The sequence below is a fragment of the Microcoleus sp. N3A4 genome (assembly GCF_036701805.1).
Taxonomy (GTDB): domain Bacteria; phylum Cyanobacteriota; class Cyanobacteriia; order Cyanobacteriales; family Microcoleaceae; genus Microcoleus.
This window is the reverse complement of the sequence record NZ_JAUBRJ010000003.1, coordinates 185,922-203,582: the sequence shown is the minus strand read 5'-3', so window position 1 is coordinate 203,582 and position 17,661 is coordinate 185,922. Positions and strand designations below refer to the sequence as shown.

20 protein-coding genes, 1 tRNA gene and 1 pseudogene are annotated in these 17,661 nt (G+C 47.4%); 4 read left to right on the top strand and 18 right to left on the bottom strand.

From position 1 onward, the window contains the following. Positions 1 to 136 precede the first annotated feature (136 nt). From QUA56_RS03295 to yqeK, 5 genes are all read right to left on the bottom strand, one after another. Positions 137 to 213 (bottom strand) — tRNA-Met (locus tag QUA56_RS03295). Positions 214 to 329: 116 nt separating this feature from the next. After that, positions 330 to 1,283 (bottom strand): asparaginase, encoded by a 954-nt coding sequence (locus tag QUA56_RS03290; RefSeq protein ID WP_333353154.1) that lies wholly within the window; start codon positions 1,281 to 1,283, stop codon positions 330 to 332. Positions 1,284 to 1,464: 181 nt separating this feature from the next. After that, on the bottom strand, positions 1,465 to 1,965 hold the full coding sequence (locus QUA56_RS03285) for a CGLD27 family protein (RefSeq protein WP_333353152.1): 501 nt from the start codon (positions 1,963 to 1,965) through the stop codon (positions 1,465 to 1,467). An 11-nt stretch (positions 1,966 to 1,976) separates the two neighbouring features. Continuing rightward, on the bottom strand, positions 1,977 to 2,396 hold the full coding sequence (gene rsfS / locus QUA56_RS03280; protein ID WP_333353150.1) for a ribosome silencing factor: 420 nt from the start codon (positions 2,394 to 2,396) through the stop codon (positions 1,977 to 1,979). A 137-nt stretch (positions 2,397 to 2,533) separates the two neighbouring features. Beyond that, on the bottom strand, positions 2,534 to 3,169 hold the full coding sequence (gene yqeK / locus QUA56_RS03275) for a bis(5'-nucleosyl)-tetraphosphatase (symmetrical) YqeK (RefSeq protein WP_333353147.1): 636 nt from the start codon (positions 3,167 to 3,169) through the stop codon (positions 2,534 to 2,536). 163 nt (positions 3,170 to 3,332) lie between these two features. On the opposite strand from yqeK, the gene QUA56_RS03270 reads away from it, so the two are divergent. Genes QUA56_RS03270 through QUA56_RS03260 form a run of 3 tightly spaced genes read left to right on the top strand, consistent with a single transcriptional unit; the run spans position 3,333 to position 5,222 of the window. Beyond that, positions 3,333 to 3,653: a BrnT family toxin gene (locus tag QUA56_RS03270; protein WP_333353144.1), complete on the top strand. Its 321-nt coding sequence runs from the start codon at positions 3,333 to 3,335 to the stop codon at positions 3,651 to 3,653. Beyond that, positions 3,616 to 3,891, top strand: coding sequence for a BrnA antitoxin family protein (locus QUA56_RS03265; protein WP_333262869.1), 276 nt, complete (start codon positions 3,616 to 3,618; stop codon positions 3,889 to 3,891). The genes QUA56_RS03270 and QUA56_RS03265 overlap by 38 nt, the downstream gene beginning before the upstream one ends. Then, on the top strand, positions 3,891 to 5,222 hold the full coding sequence (locus QUA56_RS03260) for a Na+/H+ antiporter NhaC family protein (RefSeq protein ID WP_333353141.1): 1,332 nt from the start codon (positions 3,891 to 3,893) through the stop codon (positions 5,220 to 5,222). Before QUA56_RS03265 ends, QUA56_RS03260 begins: the two co-directional genes overlap by 1 nt. A 54-nt stretch (positions 5,223 to 5,276) precedes the next feature. Here QUA56_RS03260 and QUA56_RS03255 read toward each other — a convergent pair. The 5 genes and pseudogenes from QUA56_RS03255 to QUA56_RS03235 all read right to left on the bottom strand — a co-directional run. Continuing rightward, a pseudogene (locus tag QUA56_RS03255) lies at positions 5,277 to 5,501 on the bottom strand (Uma2 family endonuclease); the annotation flags it as partial. 199 nt (positions 5,502 to 5,700) lie between these two features. Then, a complete protein-coding gene (locus QUA56_RS03250; RefSeq protein ID WP_333353139.1) occupies positions 5,701 to 6,969 on the bottom strand; it encodes a WcaI family glycosyltransferase in 1,269 nt (422 codons plus the stop codon). 20 nt (positions 6,970 to 6,989) lie between these two features. Further along, a complete protein-coding gene (locus QUA56_RS03245; protein WP_333353136.1) occupies positions 6,990 to 7,133 on the bottom strand; it encodes a hypothetical protein in 144 nt (47 codons plus the stop codon). Beyond that, the gene (locus QUA56_RS03240) at positions 7,133 to 7,570 is read right to left on the bottom strand and encodes an ATP-binding protein (protein WP_333353133.1); all 438 of its coding nucleotides are present in this window, start codon (positions 7,568 to 7,570) and stop codon (positions 7,133 to 7,135) included. Before QUA56_RS03240 ends, QUA56_RS03245 begins: the two co-directional genes overlap by 1 nt. A 543-nt stretch (positions 7,571 to 8,113) precedes the next feature. Further along, a complete protein-coding gene (locus tag QUA56_RS03235) occupies positions 8,114 to 9,115 on the bottom strand; it encodes a sugar transferase (RefSeq protein WP_333353130.1) in 1,002 nt (333 codons plus the stop codon). 266 nt (positions 9,116 to 9,381) lie between these two features. Between QUA56_RS03235 and QUA56_RS03230 the strand changes: the two genes are divergently transcribed. Beyond that, positions 9,382 to 9,522 carry a hypothetical protein gene (locus QUA56_RS03230; protein ID WP_333353128.1) on the top strand — a complete coding sequence of 47 codons (141 nt, stop codon included), beginning with the start codon at positions 9,382 to 9,384 and terminating at the stop codon, positions 9,520 to 9,522. A gap of 2 nt (positions 9,523 to 9,524) precedes the next feature. Here the strand turns inward: QUA56_RS03230 and QUA56_RS03225 are convergent, their stop codons facing one another. The 8 genes from QUA56_RS03225 to bchL all read right to left on the bottom strand — a co-directional run bounded on the left by QUA56_RS03225 (position 9,525) and on the right by bchL (position 17,463). After that, positions 9,525 to 10,193, bottom strand: coding sequence for a DUF3318 domain-containing protein (locus QUA56_RS03225; RefSeq protein ID WP_172189967.1), 669 nt, complete (start codon positions 10,191 to 10,193; stop codon positions 9,525 to 9,527). A gap of 606 nt (positions 10,194 to 10,799) precedes the next feature. Then, positions 10,800 to 10,940 (bottom strand): helix-turn-helix domain-containing protein, encoded by a 141-nt coding sequence (locus QUA56_RS36725; RefSeq protein WP_445242869.1) that lies wholly within the window; start codon positions 10,938 to 10,940, stop codon positions 10,800 to 10,802. Between the two features lie 183 nt (positions 10,941 to 11,123). Beyond that, on the bottom strand, positions 11,124 to 12,179 hold the full coding sequence (locus QUA56_RS03220; RefSeq protein ID WP_333353125.1) for a hypothetical protein: 1,056 nt from the start codon (positions 12,177 to 12,179) through the stop codon (positions 11,124 to 11,126). Between the two features lie 233 nt (positions 12,180 to 12,412). Beyond that, positions 12,413 to 12,778 carry a type II toxin-antitoxin system HicB family antitoxin gene (locus QUA56_RS03215; RefSeq protein ID WP_333141128.1) on the bottom strand — a complete coding sequence of 122 codons (366 nt, stop codon included), beginning with the start codon at positions 12,776 to 12,778 and terminating at the stop codon, positions 12,413 to 12,415. After that, positions 12,750 to 13,019, bottom strand: coding sequence for a type II toxin-antitoxin system HicA family toxin (locus QUA56_RS03210; protein ID WP_333353122.1), 270 nt, complete (start codon positions 13,017 to 13,019; stop codon positions 12,750 to 12,752). Before QUA56_RS03210 ends, QUA56_RS03215 begins: the two co-directional genes overlap by 29 nt. A gap of 84 nt (positions 13,020 to 13,103) precedes the next feature. After that, on the bottom strand, positions 13,104 to 14,513 hold the full coding sequence (locus QUA56_RS03205) for a ferredoxin:protochlorophyllide reductase (ATP-dependent) subunit N (RefSeq protein ID WP_199292772.1): 1,410 nt from the start codon (positions 14,511 to 14,513) through the stop codon (positions 13,104 to 13,106). Between the two features lie 474 nt (positions 14,514 to 14,987). Beyond that, entirely contained in the window at positions 14,988 to 16,562 is a 1,575-nt protein-coding gene (locus QUA56_RS03200; RefSeq protein ID WP_333353119.1) for a DUF5331 domain-containing protein, read from the bottom strand. A gap of 34 nt (positions 16,563 to 16,596) precedes the next feature. Then, positions 16,597 to 17,463, bottom strand: coding sequence for a ferredoxin:protochlorophyllide reductase (ATP-dependent) iron-sulfur ATP-binding protein (gene bchL / locus QUA56_RS03195; protein ID WP_333237439.1), 867 nt, complete (start codon positions 17,461 to 17,463; stop codon positions 16,597 to 16,599). Positions 17,464 to 17,661 lie beyond the last annotated feature (198 nt).

Below are 17,661 nucleotides of genomic sequence, written 5' to 3'. Positions count from 1 at the left end.
GATTTGAACCACTGACCTTCGGGTTATGAGCCCGACGAGCTACCAGGCTGCTCTATCCCGCGTCGCTTTGTCTCTCTGTAGTGGTTTCCAAAAACAAAACCCTGAAACCTTAACGATTACAGGGTTCGCTTCAATTTGGTGGCGGGAAGTGGATTTGAACCACTGACCTTCGGGTTATGAGCCCGACGAGCTACCAGGCTGCTCTATCCCGCGTCGCTTTGTCTCTCTTTAATATAAACATATCTTTCTGAAAATTGCAACCCCTACATCAAAAAAACTTTTTAGATTATGGGAGGGGTTGCTGAAATCGGCTCAGAGCCTCGATCGCCCTAAAGCATCGAAACTTCTCCGACTACCTCCAGTCGCTTAAAATCGCTGAGAGCCAGGTAAGTCTCCGAAAGAGTTTCCGCGATCGTCGGAGTAATCCAGCCCAACTGCTTGAGCAAGTGAATCGCCACAGCAAACTGAGCGCGCTTGCCTCCATCCGTCACCTTAATTGCCAAGCCCATGCCTTCGCCAACCCGGCCAATGCACTGCACCCCTTCGGCGCCGGACTTGCTCACCAATTCCCCTTGAGTCAAGCGCATCAGTTCTGTGTCAAATTTGCCCTCACCAGCAACCATCATTGGGTGATGAGTCATAGCGCGGACAATCCGCTCCATCTCCACATTGTCGCCAGAGGCCAACTTAGCGTACAAAGACGCCATTTGCCCCAACTGCAACAGATAGGTAGGAGCGCCGCAGTCGTCGCGAGCGCTGATAAACTCTTCGGCAGGCATTGCCAGCAAGTCAGCCACCTTGCCCAAAATAAGCTGCTGGACGGGATGTTTGCGGCGCAAATAAGTGTCCAGAGGCCAGTGCAGTTGCTGACAGACAGCCAGCATTCCCGCGTGTTTGCCGGAACAGTTGTATTGCAGGGAACTCTTTTTGCCTTCAGGAATGGGGCATTGAATTTTAGAGGGGTCAATGTCGCAGCGCCACAGGACGTTAAACACCTGGCGCGATTGCTCGATCGTACCTTGATGGGAACTGCAAATAATCGCTAAATCTCGATCGGTCAATTCGTAGCGTTCTAAAGTGCCAGTCGCCGTCACCGCCAAAGCTTGAAAAGGCTTGAGTGAAGAACGGACAAATGAGGCCGTTTCCGAGTTACCAGCAACGGACAAAACGCGGCCGCGGTTGTCACAGACAGCGGCCTGGACACGGTGCTTAGATTCCACAATACCTTCGCGCAGCAGTGTGACTTCCAGTTCGGGAGCTTGGGTTCGTTTTCCCCTTGTCATATCAATTTTAGATTTTAGATTTTAGATTTTAGATTGGGGCCGGTGGAAGTTTTGAGTTGCCAGCTACCAGTTACGAGTTGTAAAGTTAATCTTTCTGCGATCGTTTTTTACTCATGCACCCCCTGTGCGTTGTTGTCTGTGCGCGGCTATCTCAGAACTCAAAACTCCCTTTCATTCCCGATTACAAACAACTCCAAATTAGTCCCCCGGCAACCAGCAATACTGTCAAACCATAAAATGTCTGCCGCAGACGCCTGAGAATTGGTTCTAGTTGGTAGTTGACAATCAACTGATCTTGAAGCAAAACCTCGGGAGTTTTAGGCCAAGATTGACAATCGTACCAGCCAGACTCTTCGTAGACGACCGTGGGATTTGAAAGGCGCGATCGCACGTAGAACCAACCCAAGTAGAGTCGCAGCAAAGCTAATCCTAGAATAAAACCGGCACCTGCGGCACTGCTGAGGACAAACTGAGCTGGATACTTGACAGGAGAAAAGCTAGAAGCAGCTATCGGCCCGGATATCAAGCAACTCCAAGCCCACACCCAAGCTAGTTTTGCCAGGTATCCCGGCCAATTGAGTGTTACCCAGCTAAAAAACCAGGATTCTTTCAGTTCTTGGTATTCATTGACCGGTCGCTGCTCTTGCGGAACGGGACAAATAGAAACAGAAGCGTCTTTCACATTAGCTATCCTCACGGCGCGGGGGAAAAGTCAATGCGTTCGGCGTGTCCCCAGAAGGCTTCTAAATTGTAGAACTCGCGCTCTTGAGGCTTCAAAATGTGAATGATGGCGTCGCCGTAGTCCATGACGACCCAACTGGCGTCTGATAGCCCTTGTGTACGCAGCGGCAAGCGTTGCCACTCTTCTTCCACTTGGTCTGCTATCGCTTGGGAGATGGCTCGTACCTGCACGTTGGAAAATCCGGTGACGATCGCAAAGTAGTCTGCCAAATAGCATACTTCTGCCACCCGGAGCAATACAATATCAACGGCTTTGCGGTCATCGGCTGCTTGGGCAACGGTCATGATCAGGCCGCGGGCTTCGTCTGAGGAGATGCTGTCCGTTGCTGTAGACTGAGCCCTGGAGTATTCGAGTTGGGTTAAATCAGACATTAAGTGTTTAAGTTCCTAATTGATACGGTAAGGGGGAACCGGTGCGCTTTCGCGAGCGGTTGTTGGCAGTTTGAGACTGGAAATAGGAGTTAGGTTGAAGCCAAAAGTAAGGACAGGATTAGGAGTAAATTTTACTTTTAACTTGTGATTTGTTCGATCGACTTCTCCGTCGAATTTCCTGTTTCCGGCGATTCGCGGGCCATCAGCAGCGCCCAATTCCGCGTAAGTACGGTGCGGGGGTGGATGTAGCAGCGAGTTTCTAGCAAATATTTAAGAGAATAATCGCTAGTTTGCCACACGGCTGCATAAAGATTTTGCAAGCTTGCCTCGCGCAGTGCTTCTAATGCGGCTGTGTTGCCGCGGCTCGGCTCTATTGTGTCTGCTATGAATACGGTACAACTAAGCTGACTCATGTTTGGTCTGCCGAGGGTGTGATTGGCGATGGCTTCCAAAATTTCTCGATCGACCACTCCGAATTCGTCTCTAGCGACGATCGCGCTGGCGTCTGCGTGCAGCAGGTGCGGGTGCGCTTCCAACACTGAGTCTAACTCTAAACCTTCCGCCCTTGCCATTTGTAGCAGCAGTTGAGGTTTAAAGTATTTTGCCAAATCGTGCAACAGTCCGGCCGATCGGGCTTTTGCTTCGTCGAGGCCGTAATGGCGAGCCAAGTCACCTGCTACCTGTTCGACTCCGAGGATATGTGTGATGCGGGCAGCAGGAACGCGGTCACAGAGCCAAGCTAGGACGTTTTCGCGCGCGGGTGCAAGTGTCAAATATTAACTCCAAAATTGTATGATCTACTATTTTAGCGTTTTGTTTCGATCGACTGCTGTGTCGGGCACACAGGGTTGTGGTGATATCTGGGATGGGGAGGGGTGAAGGGGGCGAAGGGGGCGATCGGCTCTACCTGAACCATTCAAAGATGTGTTAAAGTAAGTGGCTGTAACGACAGATTGTAGTTACAATATCGACAATCAAGGTATGGAATTTGAGTGGGATGAGACTAAACGTCTTACCAACCTTAGCAAACATGGGATTGACTTTATCGACGTTCCAGTAGTTTTTGATGGAGAAATCCTGACGGTTGAGGACGAACGATTCAGTTATGGGGAGCAAAGGTTTGTGACTTTTGGTTTGTTGCAAGGGCGAGTAGTCGCTATCGTCCATACAGAACGAGAGGAATGTACCCGCATTATTTCTGCTAGAAAAGCAACTAAATATGAACAACGAATTTACTTCGAGCAAATCTCAAACTGACTGGCAACGCCTAGATGCCATGACTGATGAAGATATTGATTTCTCTGATTGCCCTGAAATTACGCCTGAAATGTTTGCTAAAGCCGTAGTTCAGCGAGGATTGCCCAACCCTAAGACTAAAGCTCAAGTGACCTTACGCATTGACAGTGATGTTTTGGAGTGGTTTAAATCTCAAGGTCGTGGTTATCAAACCCAGATCAACACCTTACTGAGAGAATACATGAAAGCCCATCAATAATGGATTTGCTATTTTTTGTAATTATCTCATTTATTTTACTTTTAGTCAGTGCGATCAAAGGTTATTTTATAGTTGCTCCACTTCTGGCTTCGATGGTAATTTTGATTGCCATTTTGTTAAACAGAGGATTTCAACTAAAAAGCTTAATCAAAATGGCTGTAACAGGAAGTCAAAAGTCTTTTTCAGTAATCGGTATTTTACTTTTAATCGGGGCAGTCATGGCTGTCTGGATGGCTGCGGGGACGGTTCCGGTTCTCGTATATTGGGGAATTAAATTAATTAGCCCTCAGTATTTTATCTTTTCGGCCTTTATCTTAACGAGCATTGTTTCTGTGCTGCTGGGAACTTCCTTTGGCACTGCGAGTACGATCGGCATCGCTTTAACGATCGCGGCAAGGGGCAGCGGTGTCAATCCCAATATGGTTGCCGGGGCAATTGTTGCCGGAGCTTATTTTGGCGATCGGTGTTCTCCGATGTCTTCTAGCGCTAATTTGATTGCCGCCATTACCCGCACAGAAATTTATACTAACCTTAAAAATATGGCGGTAACAGCTTTCTACCCGCTGATAATTTCCAGCCTCTTATATTTAATATTATCCTTTGCAAATCCCGTCGAACTTGCTGGCAATAACCTAGCTTTTGAAATTGCCAAAGCCTTCAATCTTAACTCGATAACTTTGCTGCCTGCCTTGACAATTTTAATTCTTTGTGTATTGCGAGTTGAAGTCAAAATGGCGATGGCTGTTAGTGTAATTGTCGGAAGTGCGATCGCCATTTTTGTCCAAGGTTATTCGCCGATCGACCTTCTTCAATTCGCGCTCACCGGATTTAAGTTAGAATCAACTTCTAGTTTAAAAGATATTGTGGCGGGAGGAGGGATTTTGTCTATGGTCAAAGTTTCAACAGTTGTGATTGTATCGACAGCCTTTGCCGGCATTTTTGCCGGGACGAGAACGCTAGAATTTATTGAAGTGTATCTAAACAAAGCTCGATCGAGAGGTGATTTATTTTTGGGAACGACAGTAATTAGCATTTTCTCAGCAGCATTTGGCTGCACCCAAACAATCGCAATCCTCCTGACTCATCAGTTAGTTGAAGAAAAATACCGAAAAGATGGATTAGATGATTATCAACTCGCTGTTGACTTGGAAAATACCGCTGTTGTGATTTCTCCATTAATCCCTTGGAATATTGCCGGATTAGTTCCTGCAACTGTCTTGAATGTCAATTCAGATTTTATCCCTTATGCCTTTTATTTGTATCTCATTCCCTTATTTAACTTGATTCAAATGAAATTGGCTAAACTACCTCGTAAAAATCAACCCAACTAAATGAATAATAGAATGTCCAGATCGCATAATAACGGCGCAATTAACCGTCAAGCCTGGGACATTGGGCACATAAAACCAGTCCGGTGCTTCTGCACCCCTTTCTACCTGGTCAGTTAATCGCCAATAAATACCACTATCTTGACCGATACATTAGTTAGCATCTTGATGAATTTTTTCGAGGACGGGAGTAATTGAATCGGTTAACAGAATGCTTTGGGGATGTTCTTAAAAATTTTTCACAAAAGTTTTGTCGGATTCTGGTAGCTGAGTGTGGTCTGGCTAGCCTGTAAGATTGTTTTATACATTAATGGTAAATTTGATATGATTATTTTGATGGCAGGGATTGTTGGGGTGGTAATGGGTAATTAGTAATACCTAACCTAGTTTCAATACCTCCTTGATTCTTTAGTTTGCGCTTGATTTTTTAGTCCGCGAAGGCGGATGAAAGTTTGTGTAGTAGCGGTTTCAACGGCTTATTTTATTTGGGCAGCGGTGCCAAGATTTTCTCAGCATGACTCGCTGCAACCGCCGCAAATAAAGCTTCATAATGATTCAAAGCTTCCTCAAATCCGTAATTCTCCACAGCATAATTTCTGCCTTGCTCGCCCAACGCATCCACCAGAGCGGGATTTAAGTACAAATCCTCAACTGCATCTGCCAAAGCTTGCGGGTCTTCCGGCGCTACCACCACCCCGCCACCGCTTTGCTGCACTGCTTTCTGGGCCGTACCAGTTTCTGGAACCGAAGCCAAAATTGCCCGGCCGCTGGCGAGAATTACTTGAATTTTTGAAGGCATATTGAAGTTAGTAACGCGGCGCTTTTGTACGACTAAACTAACATCAGCAGCAGCTAACAATTCCGGCAATTTTTCTCGCGGTTCAAATGGCAGCAACATTACATTATTAGCTTTGTAAGTTTCGCAATCTTTTTGCAATCGCGCGAGTGCTGTTGATTCCCCCACAATTACAAAAGCGATTTCGGGTATGTGTTTCAAACGAGCGGCTGCTTGGACAACTGTTTGCAAGCCTTGAGTGAGGGCAATATTGCCAGCATAGAGAACGACAAATTTGCCCTTGAGTTTGTGAGTTTCTCGAAATGAGTTATTTTCCTTGGGTAAGGGGCGAATGAAATTGACATCAACCCAATTGGGAACGCAAACTATTTTTTCCGGGGGTACTCCTTGAGAGTGCAATTTGTTGACAAAACCGCTGTCGATGACGCTGACTTGGCTGGCTGTGCTGTAGGCAAATTTTTCTAAGGCGTCGGCAATCCGAATTAGCACTCCGTTTTTTTTGACCAAGCCGACGCGCACGGCTGCTTCTGAGACGATATCCTGAACGTTGAGGACGATCGGGCAAGCGCGAGTCCAGCCGTAAAAGGCGACTGGGACGCAAATCGGTAAAGGGGGCATTGTCGAGAAAATCACGTCTGGACGCCAGCCTCTGAAGGCTTGGACGGCGCTGGAGGCGACAAAACTTCCGTCTAGCAAAAGTCGGTCTAGCAGGCTGGGGTGGGGGCCGTTGACGCGCAGGTAGCTGCGCTGAATTGTGACGCCCTTGTGTTCTTCGGTGAGGTAAAATTTGCCCTGATATTGCGGATAAATCCGGCGCTGGGGATAGTTGGGCATTCCTGTGACGACTCGGACTTCGTGGCCGCGCTTGACTAGGCCTTGCGCTAGTTCTGTCATCAGGGGGGCAATGCCGATCGGCTCTGGATGGTAATTATAGGAATAAATTAGAATACGCATAATATTTAGTTTGAAGCAAATTATCCTGTCGCCGCGTGCATCGATCCTGCACCCGCAGAATTGCAGAGGATGTAGTTGGGTTCCGGGTAGCACAACAGGGGGCGGCGCTGTGACGTTCCGACGATCGAAAGAAGCCGCCCTGGCTCGGGCGGGTCTCGCGCCATCAGGTAATGTTTTTACGCATTACCAGGCAGTTGCGGCGATCGTCGGTACGAATATACCGCAGCTCGTCTGTGAGCTTGTACATGAACACCAGTCCTCTTTCTCCTTCTCTGTCCAAGGGATCGCGCTGCTCTTGCATGATCGAGTGCAGCTTTGCTTCTAAGTTGAAGGGTTGACCCCTGTCCCAAATCCTAATTTCTAAGTAATCGGCAAACACTTTTACCTCAATGTCGATCGGCGTCGCGGGGGGCAAGTTCTGGTGAGCGTGGCGGACAGCGTTTGTAAAGCCTTCGTTGATTATCAGCCGGCACTGCCACCAGAAATCCGCTGGCAGCAGGGGCAAAACGATATTCTCCAACCATTCCAAAACGGATGTTAAAGCATTCAGGTCTGTTTCAACCTGAAGGTGCGACTCGGCCTTTGGTTGCTTGTCTTTCATCTTTCTTCCCCCTGGTCGGCCCCCACCACCGCTGTAATCAGCGCCGGAGGGAGAGGAAAAGGAGGGCAAGGTCTTGGCAACATATTAGTTAAGTCAAGCTTGAGTTGAAGAAGCCCGTTTTGCCTCAAGGTGAGCATTCCTTTCGCACAATTTACTCGCATAGCAAATGAGAGACTTCCGATACTGTAACCCGCCTCGGTAGGGCGTATAAATAGGAAAAATTCCCGAGTCGGCTGGCAAGGAGTGATTTGAGCTTCGACCGTGTTAGCAGTCGGTACTTTTCTAAACACAGGTGAGTTCTTCTCGTCCTCGAAAACCATGCTGGGATCGTTCGAGTACGACCTCGAACTCGCAAATTGCTAATTAATGCTCTGATTGCAGAGCTGGTAACTAGCTGCGCCTTTTCTGGGCGTGTGAATTTTAACACTTAATGCTAACGTAGGTATCGCTACCGATCGCCTGGTTGACGAAGTATCGAGTTCTAGTTCCCGCCGCCCGTCGGCAACAGCACTCCATAGTTTAGCGGTGGGTGGTTGACCGCTCCTACATAGCCCCGCTATTTTTGTTAAACAGAACAGTTACGGTTTTAACAATTAGTTTCAAGTCATACATCAGGCTCCAGTTTTGTTGGTATTTTAAATCTAAACGGATGACATCTTCAAAATCGCGGACTTGAGAGCGACCGTTGACTTGCCATTCGCCGGTCATCCCGGGCTTGACATCCAAACGCTGCCACTGAGGGACTTCGTAGCGCTCAACTTCGTCTGGGGTAGGCGGTCTAGTACCGACTAGACTCATTTCCCCTTTGAGCACGTTCCAAAACTGTGGCAGTTCGTCGAGACTGGTCTTGCGTAAGATGCGCCCGACTTTGGTAATCCGCGGGTCGTTGTCATTTTTGAAAAATGCGCCAGAAGCTTGGTTTTTGATTTGTGCTTTCATGGCTTCGGCGTTGGTACACATCGATCGAAATTTCCAAATCCGAAATTGTTTGCCCATCCAGCCGCAGCGGGTTTGGGCAAACAATATCGGGCCTGGATTGTCGATCGTGATGGCTGCGGCTATGGGTACGAGCAAAATTCCTGTAATCATCAAACCGACTATTGCCCCAACAATGTCTATCAGCCGTTTCACCCACGATTGCACTGAGGGGTGGGTCATCGGTAGCTGATTGTCTGAGCGGTTGGTCTCTGTGGGAGTTGAGGTTGCAGAGGGCTGCTCGATCGTCAGCACTTGATCTAGGCTGGTGAGAGCAAATACTGCCATCACCTGCGGCTTGAGGCTTCGGAGCACCAAGTCGCTGCCGCGCTGTTTGGCAAATTTCAGATTGCTGACTAACGCACCGATCCCGCTACTGTCGATGAATGTCGTATGACTGAAGTCTAGGACAATTTTGCTGGGAACGGTGTTTCCAGAGAAAAGTTGCTGGCAGGTTGTCTTGAAGTTTACGGCTTCAAGTACGCTCAAGCGCACGGGTATGTGAACTGAGGGAATCTCGTCGTCCAAGTACGTAACCCGAAAATCTGCCTCTGGGGTGTGACTGACCATGAAGTCCTAGTTTCAAATTTCAAGCTGATGTCTTTAGCCTATTCTGTCCTAGCAGATCCACCTTTACCAAATATTGTTGTTAAATTGTTGTTAACGTTGTCAACAAAAGGCTAGCTTTATACAAACTTTACAAAAATGCCTGAAAACTCTGCCGCCGAGCGTGATATCACAGGCAAAGATAGACTTGAGCCTACCAGTCAAAGTTTTGGCGGAAAGATTTTTGAACGCAGCCGCTGCTAAACTTTGACATCGGAATCAAGATTTTTGTGGATTCACACCAATTAATCTTGTCCTTAAGAATTCGCGTGCGTGCATTGCAGGGGATAGCGACCGCAGTTAACGGTCAACTGGAAAGTCAACCGTTAACCGTTAACTGGAAAACCCCCGTACCCAGCGTCGGGGGATAATATTAAGAATTGTAGACGTTTTCTGACTGAGAGGTTTCGCGGGTGATGGGTTTGACTTTAGCTTTGGCTTTGGCTGCGTTGCGTTTGAGGGCCTGGAGACGAGCTTCGTATTTAGCCCGCTGCTGTTTTTTGGAGGTTTGCTCGATTAAGGTTTTTAAGGCGCTACCGAGGCTTTTGTAGGCATTTGGGAGAGTGTAGCCGAAGCGGGTGGCGAGGGCGAGGGCTTTTTCGTCGGCGTCTACTGCTTCTTTTAAACTTTTCTCTCCATTATTTTTTTGGTAAAGTCTCCAGCCGGAGACGCCGCACAGGGATAGCGCCAGTATCAGCAGCAAGCCGTCTTGCACCCAAAGTTCACCGACGGCGCCGCCTAAACCAATGGCGAGGGCTGCCATTTCCCAACCATCTCTGGGGATGGTGTCGTTTTGGATTCTGGCGACTTCGTGCCAAAATAGGAGGTTGCGCTGATCCATTGCTAGCTGTTCCCAGCGGATCAGGTCTATTTGGATTTCTACCTGGTCTTTGCCTATTTCTTCGCTGCGAATCAGGGTAGGATTAACTTCTATTGTTTTTTCTACTGTTACCCAACTTTGGAGTTCTGGGGGCAGTATGTTTTTCAAGCGCCGGATCTCACTCATCTCGGCTCTTGCTGTAGAGGTTGCATAGGATGTCATAGCTCCGGCCTATTGATTTTCCAAAGGTTAATATGTGTCTATTTCTGGAGTATAGCAAACCTTGAATCCAAATATAGTCTAGCAACGGGGGTCGATCGACCAAATACTTGCAATTTTACTTGATTTTAGTCTTTGGGGGCGATCGCAACTGCCCGCTCGATCGTTTCCTTTGGAGTATTCGATCGGCGGACTGACACTCATCTAAGGGATACAGTACCAGTTATCCTACTGCTATTTCTGGCTTCTGCTTCGATCATCTTTTTCGCCAAAAATAGCGTTTTTTGTGAATAACTTATCGCTGTTCGATCGATTTTTATACCTTGGCTTTTTGCCAGGTTAATTAACCGCTTTCAAGATTCGATAGTAACTTGACCGGGATTTAAATATTACATCATAATTTTACCTCAAATATCTTTCTAGTTCTGATATATAGCGGTTCTCAGAAAGATTCGCGGACGTTGTTGGGCTTTAGCCCTCAAGCGTCTGGGTGGTTATGTAAGCTGTCAGTCATACCTCATCTTTTTGAGAAAGGCTATATTTTGGTTTTCGGGTTGAGATAGGAACTGGAGGCGTTGCGGAGAGCTGTTTAGCCGTGATATTTTAACTTTAATTCCGCGATTTCCCAGCTAAATATTTTCTGTGAGTTTGTGCAATAAAACTTGTTGAAACTTCTAATCGTTTTGCGATTTCTCGATAACTAAATCCTTTTAATCTGAGTTTAACAGCTTGCGATTTCTTCCATTTTATGATATATTTTATATGTGATAAAATATTGCAACTATTCTAGTTATTCCTCTATCTTATCTTGGTTTTGCGTAGCTGATTAACGGTATGAACCAACTTTTTTCGGAAGTGACAAAACTCACCATACTTGGCTGATGGCAATTCCGAAATCTTCAATTCATACCTGTATTAATCAACGCCAAATGATTAAAGCGACTTGAGAAGACCGCTTTCTAACTGATAAATTGCTGCCATGATTCCGCTTTCAGGATTGGTGAGCAGTGATTTTTTGACATCTTTCAAGTAAGCTACAATGTGTTCCCGCAATATTGGTCTTTCTACTGTGACTGTGTGATTGTAATCCCACAAATCCCAAATGATAATCCCGATGCCGACAATCGGATCGATTAAACTGACTCCCAACTGACTCGCAACTGTACCGCCTGTTTTTGTAGCTACCTTGGCGGCGGCTTTACTGGCAACTTTAGCCGTAACTTTGCTGCCCACTTTAGCTGCTACTCCCAATATTAACGGTTTAGCAAGCAAGTAGCCGCTGCCGCCAACTAATACTTTTAATGATAAATTCGAGACATTTCCTTTGTCGCTAATTGTGGTGGCAATATCGTTCAGATATTTATCCCAATGTACTTGCGGTATATTATAATTATTTTGAACTACTTTCACATTCTTGCTAACTTCTGATATGTACAAATTAGCAGTATCTTGAGTGATTAATTGAAATCGCAATTGAGCGTTTTTGGGAACCAGCACGCGGTTAGCAAATTCTCTTTGAAAGTCTTCGGTTAATTTTTCGGAAACAGCACGAGATGCTGCTGTCATGTCAAACCTGTTGAGTACGGCTGATTTCACGAAATTAAAAGGTACGGTAAACTCCATCTTTTTTTGATTGAAGTAATCAAAGTACCAATCGAGGAAACTATTGTCAACCCGCGCGATTACTTCGGTTTCCCATTTGTCCAATTCTTTTGATGCGAAAGTTTCGGCTGTTGTATGGGATTGTTGGATAGCGTTTTTAACGTCTTGGTTGACTTTGCTAAAATCGTGCGGCGGCGAGACGACAACTGCTGTAGTTCCGGTATTTGTTAGTGACTGGGAAATTAGAAAGTTACCGCATAGGGGAATGATGACTACTAAAATTACGATCGTCCAAATCATCGGTGTGACAGTTTTGATAAACTGACCGATAACTCTGAGACGTTCTGTTTTCTCTGAATAGCTAATTTCTTCCTTGTCTTGACTCATGGCGGTTTCTCAACTGATGAGAGTTGGGCTAGTTTCGATTATAGGCGGCGCTTCCTGAATTGTGTTGCGGGCCTGTGGCCTGAGATTCTGGAAAAGTTGGGGAAAAGCGCGATCGCACTCTTCATCCGCGTTAATCTGCGTTAATCTGCCTGCATCAGCGGTTCATAAAAAAATAAAAGAGCGATCGCCCTTGAAGCGTGCCTCAAACTTGATAATCCTTATTTGATTATCTTTTAGCCTGCTTTACTTAACACAACCAGAATGTACTGGTCAAGACTAACTCCTTCCCTTTCCGCTTTTTCTGCTAAACTCAAATGTAGAGATTTAGGAATTTGCAACGATAAATTTCCGCTATACTCAATTTCCGTTGTAGGTAAAGGAATCTCATCTTCACACTCATAAGCTGTTTCTATCCATAATTCCCTAGCTTCCTGAATATTCTCCATCGCTTCCGATAAAGTTTCACCCTGAGACATACAGCCAGGAAGGTCTTTGATTATAGCTGTATAACCTTCGGATTCTGGATAAAAACTGATAGGATATTTAAGACTCAAGTAATAGTCTAGAGATTTAAGCTTGACTTTCATCTTCTGATTCATTGCTCCATTCCTCCAGTTTTAATAGCACAACAATTTGCTTGACGTATACTCCTTTTACCTTCTTCCCACCTTTTTTAGAAACTGTAATTTTTAATCCATAAGCATTTCGGAAAGTATGGTGACTTCCTTTCGATCGCTTCTCTTCAAACCCAAAAGCAGTTAGGATATAGCAAACATCGTCAAACCGCACTTCTGGTGGATTTGCTAAAAATTGTTCTACCAGTTTTCCTAACTTGCCCATGAATTTTTACGGATGCTTGTACTATTCTAATAAACAAGGGCGGGCATTGCCCACCCTCGCGATGAATTAGGTATAATTCAAAAACTAAACCTTCGCTTCATTCTTCACCAAATTACCCCAACCCAAATCCTTCAGCGAATTATTCCGGCGCAGCGGACGAGTCACCAACTCCAAAATATCCCGCGCATTACCAAAGCCGTGAATCTGAGCAAAAGTAAACTCAACAGACCACTTAGTATTAATCCCCCGCGCTTCCAAAGGATTAGCGTGAGCCATACCAGTAATCACCAAGTCAATATTCTGCTCGTAAATCCGCTGCAACTGATTGTAATTGTCTGGTTTTTCCACAATCCGAGGAGTAGGAACTCCCATCTCGTGACAAGTCTTTTCTAACAAAGCCAACTCGGCCGCTTGATAGCGCTTGTCCATGTAAGGAATGCCAATTTCCGGGCAAGTCATGCCGCAGCGAATCAAGAAACGTGCTAAAGAAATCTCCAGCAAATTGTCTCCCATAAAGAAGACAGATTTACCGCGAATTATTTGCAGGTAATCTTCTAAACCAGCCCAAATTTGCGCTTCCCGTTCGTCCAAACCTTTTGGTTCAATGCCCAACACTGAGCAAATCTTTTCAATCCAAGCGCGAGTTCCGTCAGGCCCGATCGGGAATGGCGCACCAATTAGCTTACACTTGCGGCGGCGCATCAACGTAGAAGCAGTACGCGACAAGAACGGATTCATGCCCGATACATAATAGCCTTCTTCCAATACTGGCAATTCTGTGTAGCGCTTGGAAGGAAGCCAACCGGAAACTTTGATTCCTTGTTTCTTCAATTCTAAGGTTAGCTGAGTGACAACCGGATCGGGCAAAGAACCAAAAAGTACCAGCGGTGTGTGCTTGACATATTCCGATTCATCTGCTGCAACTTCCTCTTTTTTCTTGCCGAAATTCAGCAGTTGAGAGATAGCATTGCGTTCTTGTTTCTGAGATTCCATCACGGGCGCTTTCTCAGGGCACTTAGCAGCCATCGCTGCTAAAACGGTATCTTCTCCTTGAGTAAAGGCGTAATCCAAGCCGTTAGCGCGGGCTGTGACGATGGGAATGCCAATTTCTGCTTCGAGTTTCGGCGCTAACCCTTCCAAATCCATTTTGATGATTTCGGTTGTGCAAGTGCCGATCCAGACAATTACACTGGGGTTACGATCGCGCTTAATTTGCAAGCACAGCCGCTTCAACTCATCATAATCGTTTAACTGAGCGGAAATATCGCCCTCTTCCAACTCAGCCATCGCATAGCGAGGTTCGGCAAAAATCATCACACCCATTGCGTTTTGCAAGAAATAGCCGCAAGTCTTGGTACCGATGACCAAGAAAAAGCTATCTTCAATTTTTTGATAAAGCCAAGCTACGCAGCTAATCGGACAAAAAGTGTGATAATTGCCTGTTTCGCATTCAAAGTTTAAAGCTTCCGGTTCATTAGTAGTAATAGCAGTCATATCTCAAATCTTCTCCCTTTAAATTGTTTTTCGTCTCGAACAGGACAGGCTCGCTAAGCGAGGAAATACCTGTATTTTGCGATCGCCTCGCTGCTCTCGCGGACGAGAGAAATAGGTTGTTTTTCCTCTCAAACGCGAACAGGCACAGCGGCGAAAAAAAATCTGTTTTTTGCGATCGGGCTTATCAAAGCGAACAATAATAGAAATACCTGGTTTTGCCGTAATTCCTTTGAAAAATAGATGCAGCAAACTCAATATTTCCGCAGCAGCATCCAAAATTTGAGCTAAAAAATTCTGCGCGAGGGCATACAATCCCTCACAGCAGGGATTTAGTGTTCTTCAACTCGCTAAGGCAAAAAGCCTTTTGACAGTTGTGAGTTTGAGCTAATTAAAAATTAACAACTCGCAACTCACAACTTACAAATAGAGCGGGAAACTTCCAGACTAGGAGAGACTCCGCCGATCGCCACAACCTCACTTAAAATCCGACAAAAAGCCCGAAATTTCTTCATCGTCATCGTCGGAATCCAAATCGCCGAGACCTAGAGCATCTAAATCATCTTCGTCAGGATCTCCGGTAGTTGCTTCTCCCAGATCGTCAAGTCCGAGATCGTCGAGGTCATCGTCATCAGATACAGAGAAATCGTCAATACCGTCTTCGTCCAAGTCGCCCAGATCCATGTCTAGGTCATCTGAGGTCGGTGCCCCAAAAGGATCGGGTATTTCTTCGGCGACAAAATCAGGATCTTCTTCCCCAAACGGATCGGATATTCCCGATTCGAGATCCCCAGAGGTCAAAGTCCCAAATTGCGAGGCTTCTTCATCGTCATCGTCGAGGTCGAGACCGCCCAAAGCCGAAGCTTCTTCATCGTCATCGTCGAGGTCGAGGCCGCCCAAAGCCGAAGCTTCTTCTTCCTCGTCATCGCCGAGGTCGAGACCGCCCAAAGCCGAAGCTTCTTCTTCCTCGTCATCGCCCATATCGAAGTCAGATACGGCGTCTTCCTCATCGTCGCCCATATCGAAGTCAGATACGGCGTCTTCCTCATCATCGTCCAGGTCGAGACCGTCCAAAGCCGAGGCTTCTTCCTCGTCATCGCCCAGGTCGAAGTCGGAGACCGCTTCTTCCTCGTCATCGTCCAGGTCGAGACCGCCCAAAGCCGAGGCTTCTTCCTCGTCATCGTCCAGGTCGAAGTCGGAGACCGCTTCTTCCTCGTCAGCGTCCAGGTCGAAGTCGGAGACCGCTTCTTCCTCAAACTCCAAGGATTCCTCCTGTGAGCTCAGTGCTGACGCTGCTGCTGCCAGACCGGCGACTCCGGCGACTCCGGCGACTACTCCGGCTGCTCCTAAAGCCGCACCGCCCAATTTATTAGATTTGGCATCTGCGGGTGCAGCTTGCTCGATAAGGGCTGCGGGTGCTGCTGTCGCTGCGGGGGCTGCTGTCGCTGCTGTTTCACCCCCAGCGGCTGCGGGTGCTGCTGTCGCTGCGGGCACTGCGGGGGTTCCTGTCGCTGCGGCTGCGGGTGCTGTCGCTGCGGCTGCTGTCGCTGCGGGGGCTGCTGTTTCACTTCCAGTGGCTGCGGGTGCTATCGCTGCGGCTGCGGGTGCTATCGCTGCGGCTGCGGGTGCTGTCGCTGCGGCTGCGGGTGCTGTCGCTGCGAGTGCTGTCGCTGCGGGGGCTGCTGTCGCTGCTGGTGGGGCTGTCGCTGCGGCTGCGGGTGCTGCGGGTGTTGGAGATTGGCCTGCCGTCTGTGGCGCGGTATTTGAGGGCATACCTAGTGCCATGTCCGGGTCAAAATTTAGTCCCAACACTTCGATCAGGCTGTCTGCATCCGCCTTGAGTTTTGAGAAGGGCAGCATTAGTTGCTGGAGTTCCGGCTCCAGGGCAGCGGCAATTCCCAGGATGAGGTAAGAAACAGGCCTTTTCCCGCCGTCGGGTGTGGCGACCGTGTTGTCAGCCGTCATGTGCAGGAGCAGCCAAGCCCGATTTACCTGGTAGTAGTCCAACCACTTCTGTTTGAGAGCAACTGAAAAAGTATCAAAAAAAGCCATAACCTCTTTATCCTCATCCTGATCGCTAGACCTATTAAACCATCATCAGGTCTAGCTCATCTTCCTCCTTCTTGACCACTGGTTGCACTGGATTTAGATAAAAATCTGAAAGCAAGGAGAATAATTCGCGATCGGGCAAGTCGTTGGGCACTACTCCTTCGGGTCTTGCCAAAATCTGGTCGGCGATATTCAGGTAGTAATCGCAGACGTAGTTCAGGGAAGAATCGGTCTCGGCCATTTCAAACAAAGTTTTGCCTTTGACGCGAGAAACACGGATGTCTTCAATCAGGGGCAGCACTTCGAGCACTGGCATGGGTACGGAGTCTACGTACTTGTCGATCAAGTCGTGCTTGGAGGTGCGGTTGCCAATTAAACCGGCGAGCCGCAACGGGTGAGTGCGGGCTTTTTCGCGGACTGAGGCGGCGATGCGGTTGGCTGCAAATAAAGCGTCGAACCCGTTGTCGGTAACAATCATGCAGTAGTCGGCGTAGTTCAATGGGGCTGCAAAACCGCCGCACACTACGTCGCCGAGCACGTCGAACAGGATGATGTCGTATTCCTCGAAGGCATTGAGTTCTTTGAGCAGTTTGACGGTTTCGCCGACTACGTAACCACCGCATCCAGCTCCTGCTGGAGGGCCTCCTGCTTCTACGCAGTCAACGCCGCCGTAGCCTTTGTAGATGACATCTTCGGGCCAAACGTCTTCGTAGTGATAGTCCTTTTGCTGAAGGGTGTCAATAATTGTGGGTATCAAGAAGCCCGTCAGCGTAAATGTGCTGTCGTGCTTTGGATCGCAACCGATTTGCAAAACTTTCTTGCCGCGCTTGGCGAGGGCAACGGAGATGTTGCAGCTTGTTGTCGATTTGCCAATTCCACCTTTTCCGTAAACTGCGAGTTTCACTCTTTGTTCTCCTATAGGTTTCTATCAAAACGCTCGGGGCTGGGGTTTCACGCTTTGATGTTGCGATCGCCCTTACTGCAATACCCAACTCCAATTCCCTTACTGCAATGCTCAACAGCAATGCCCTTCATGTCAATTGCGGAGTCGGCGCAAGTTAGCTCTTTGAAAGCATTATTAGCTAACTTGCGAGGAAAAGAA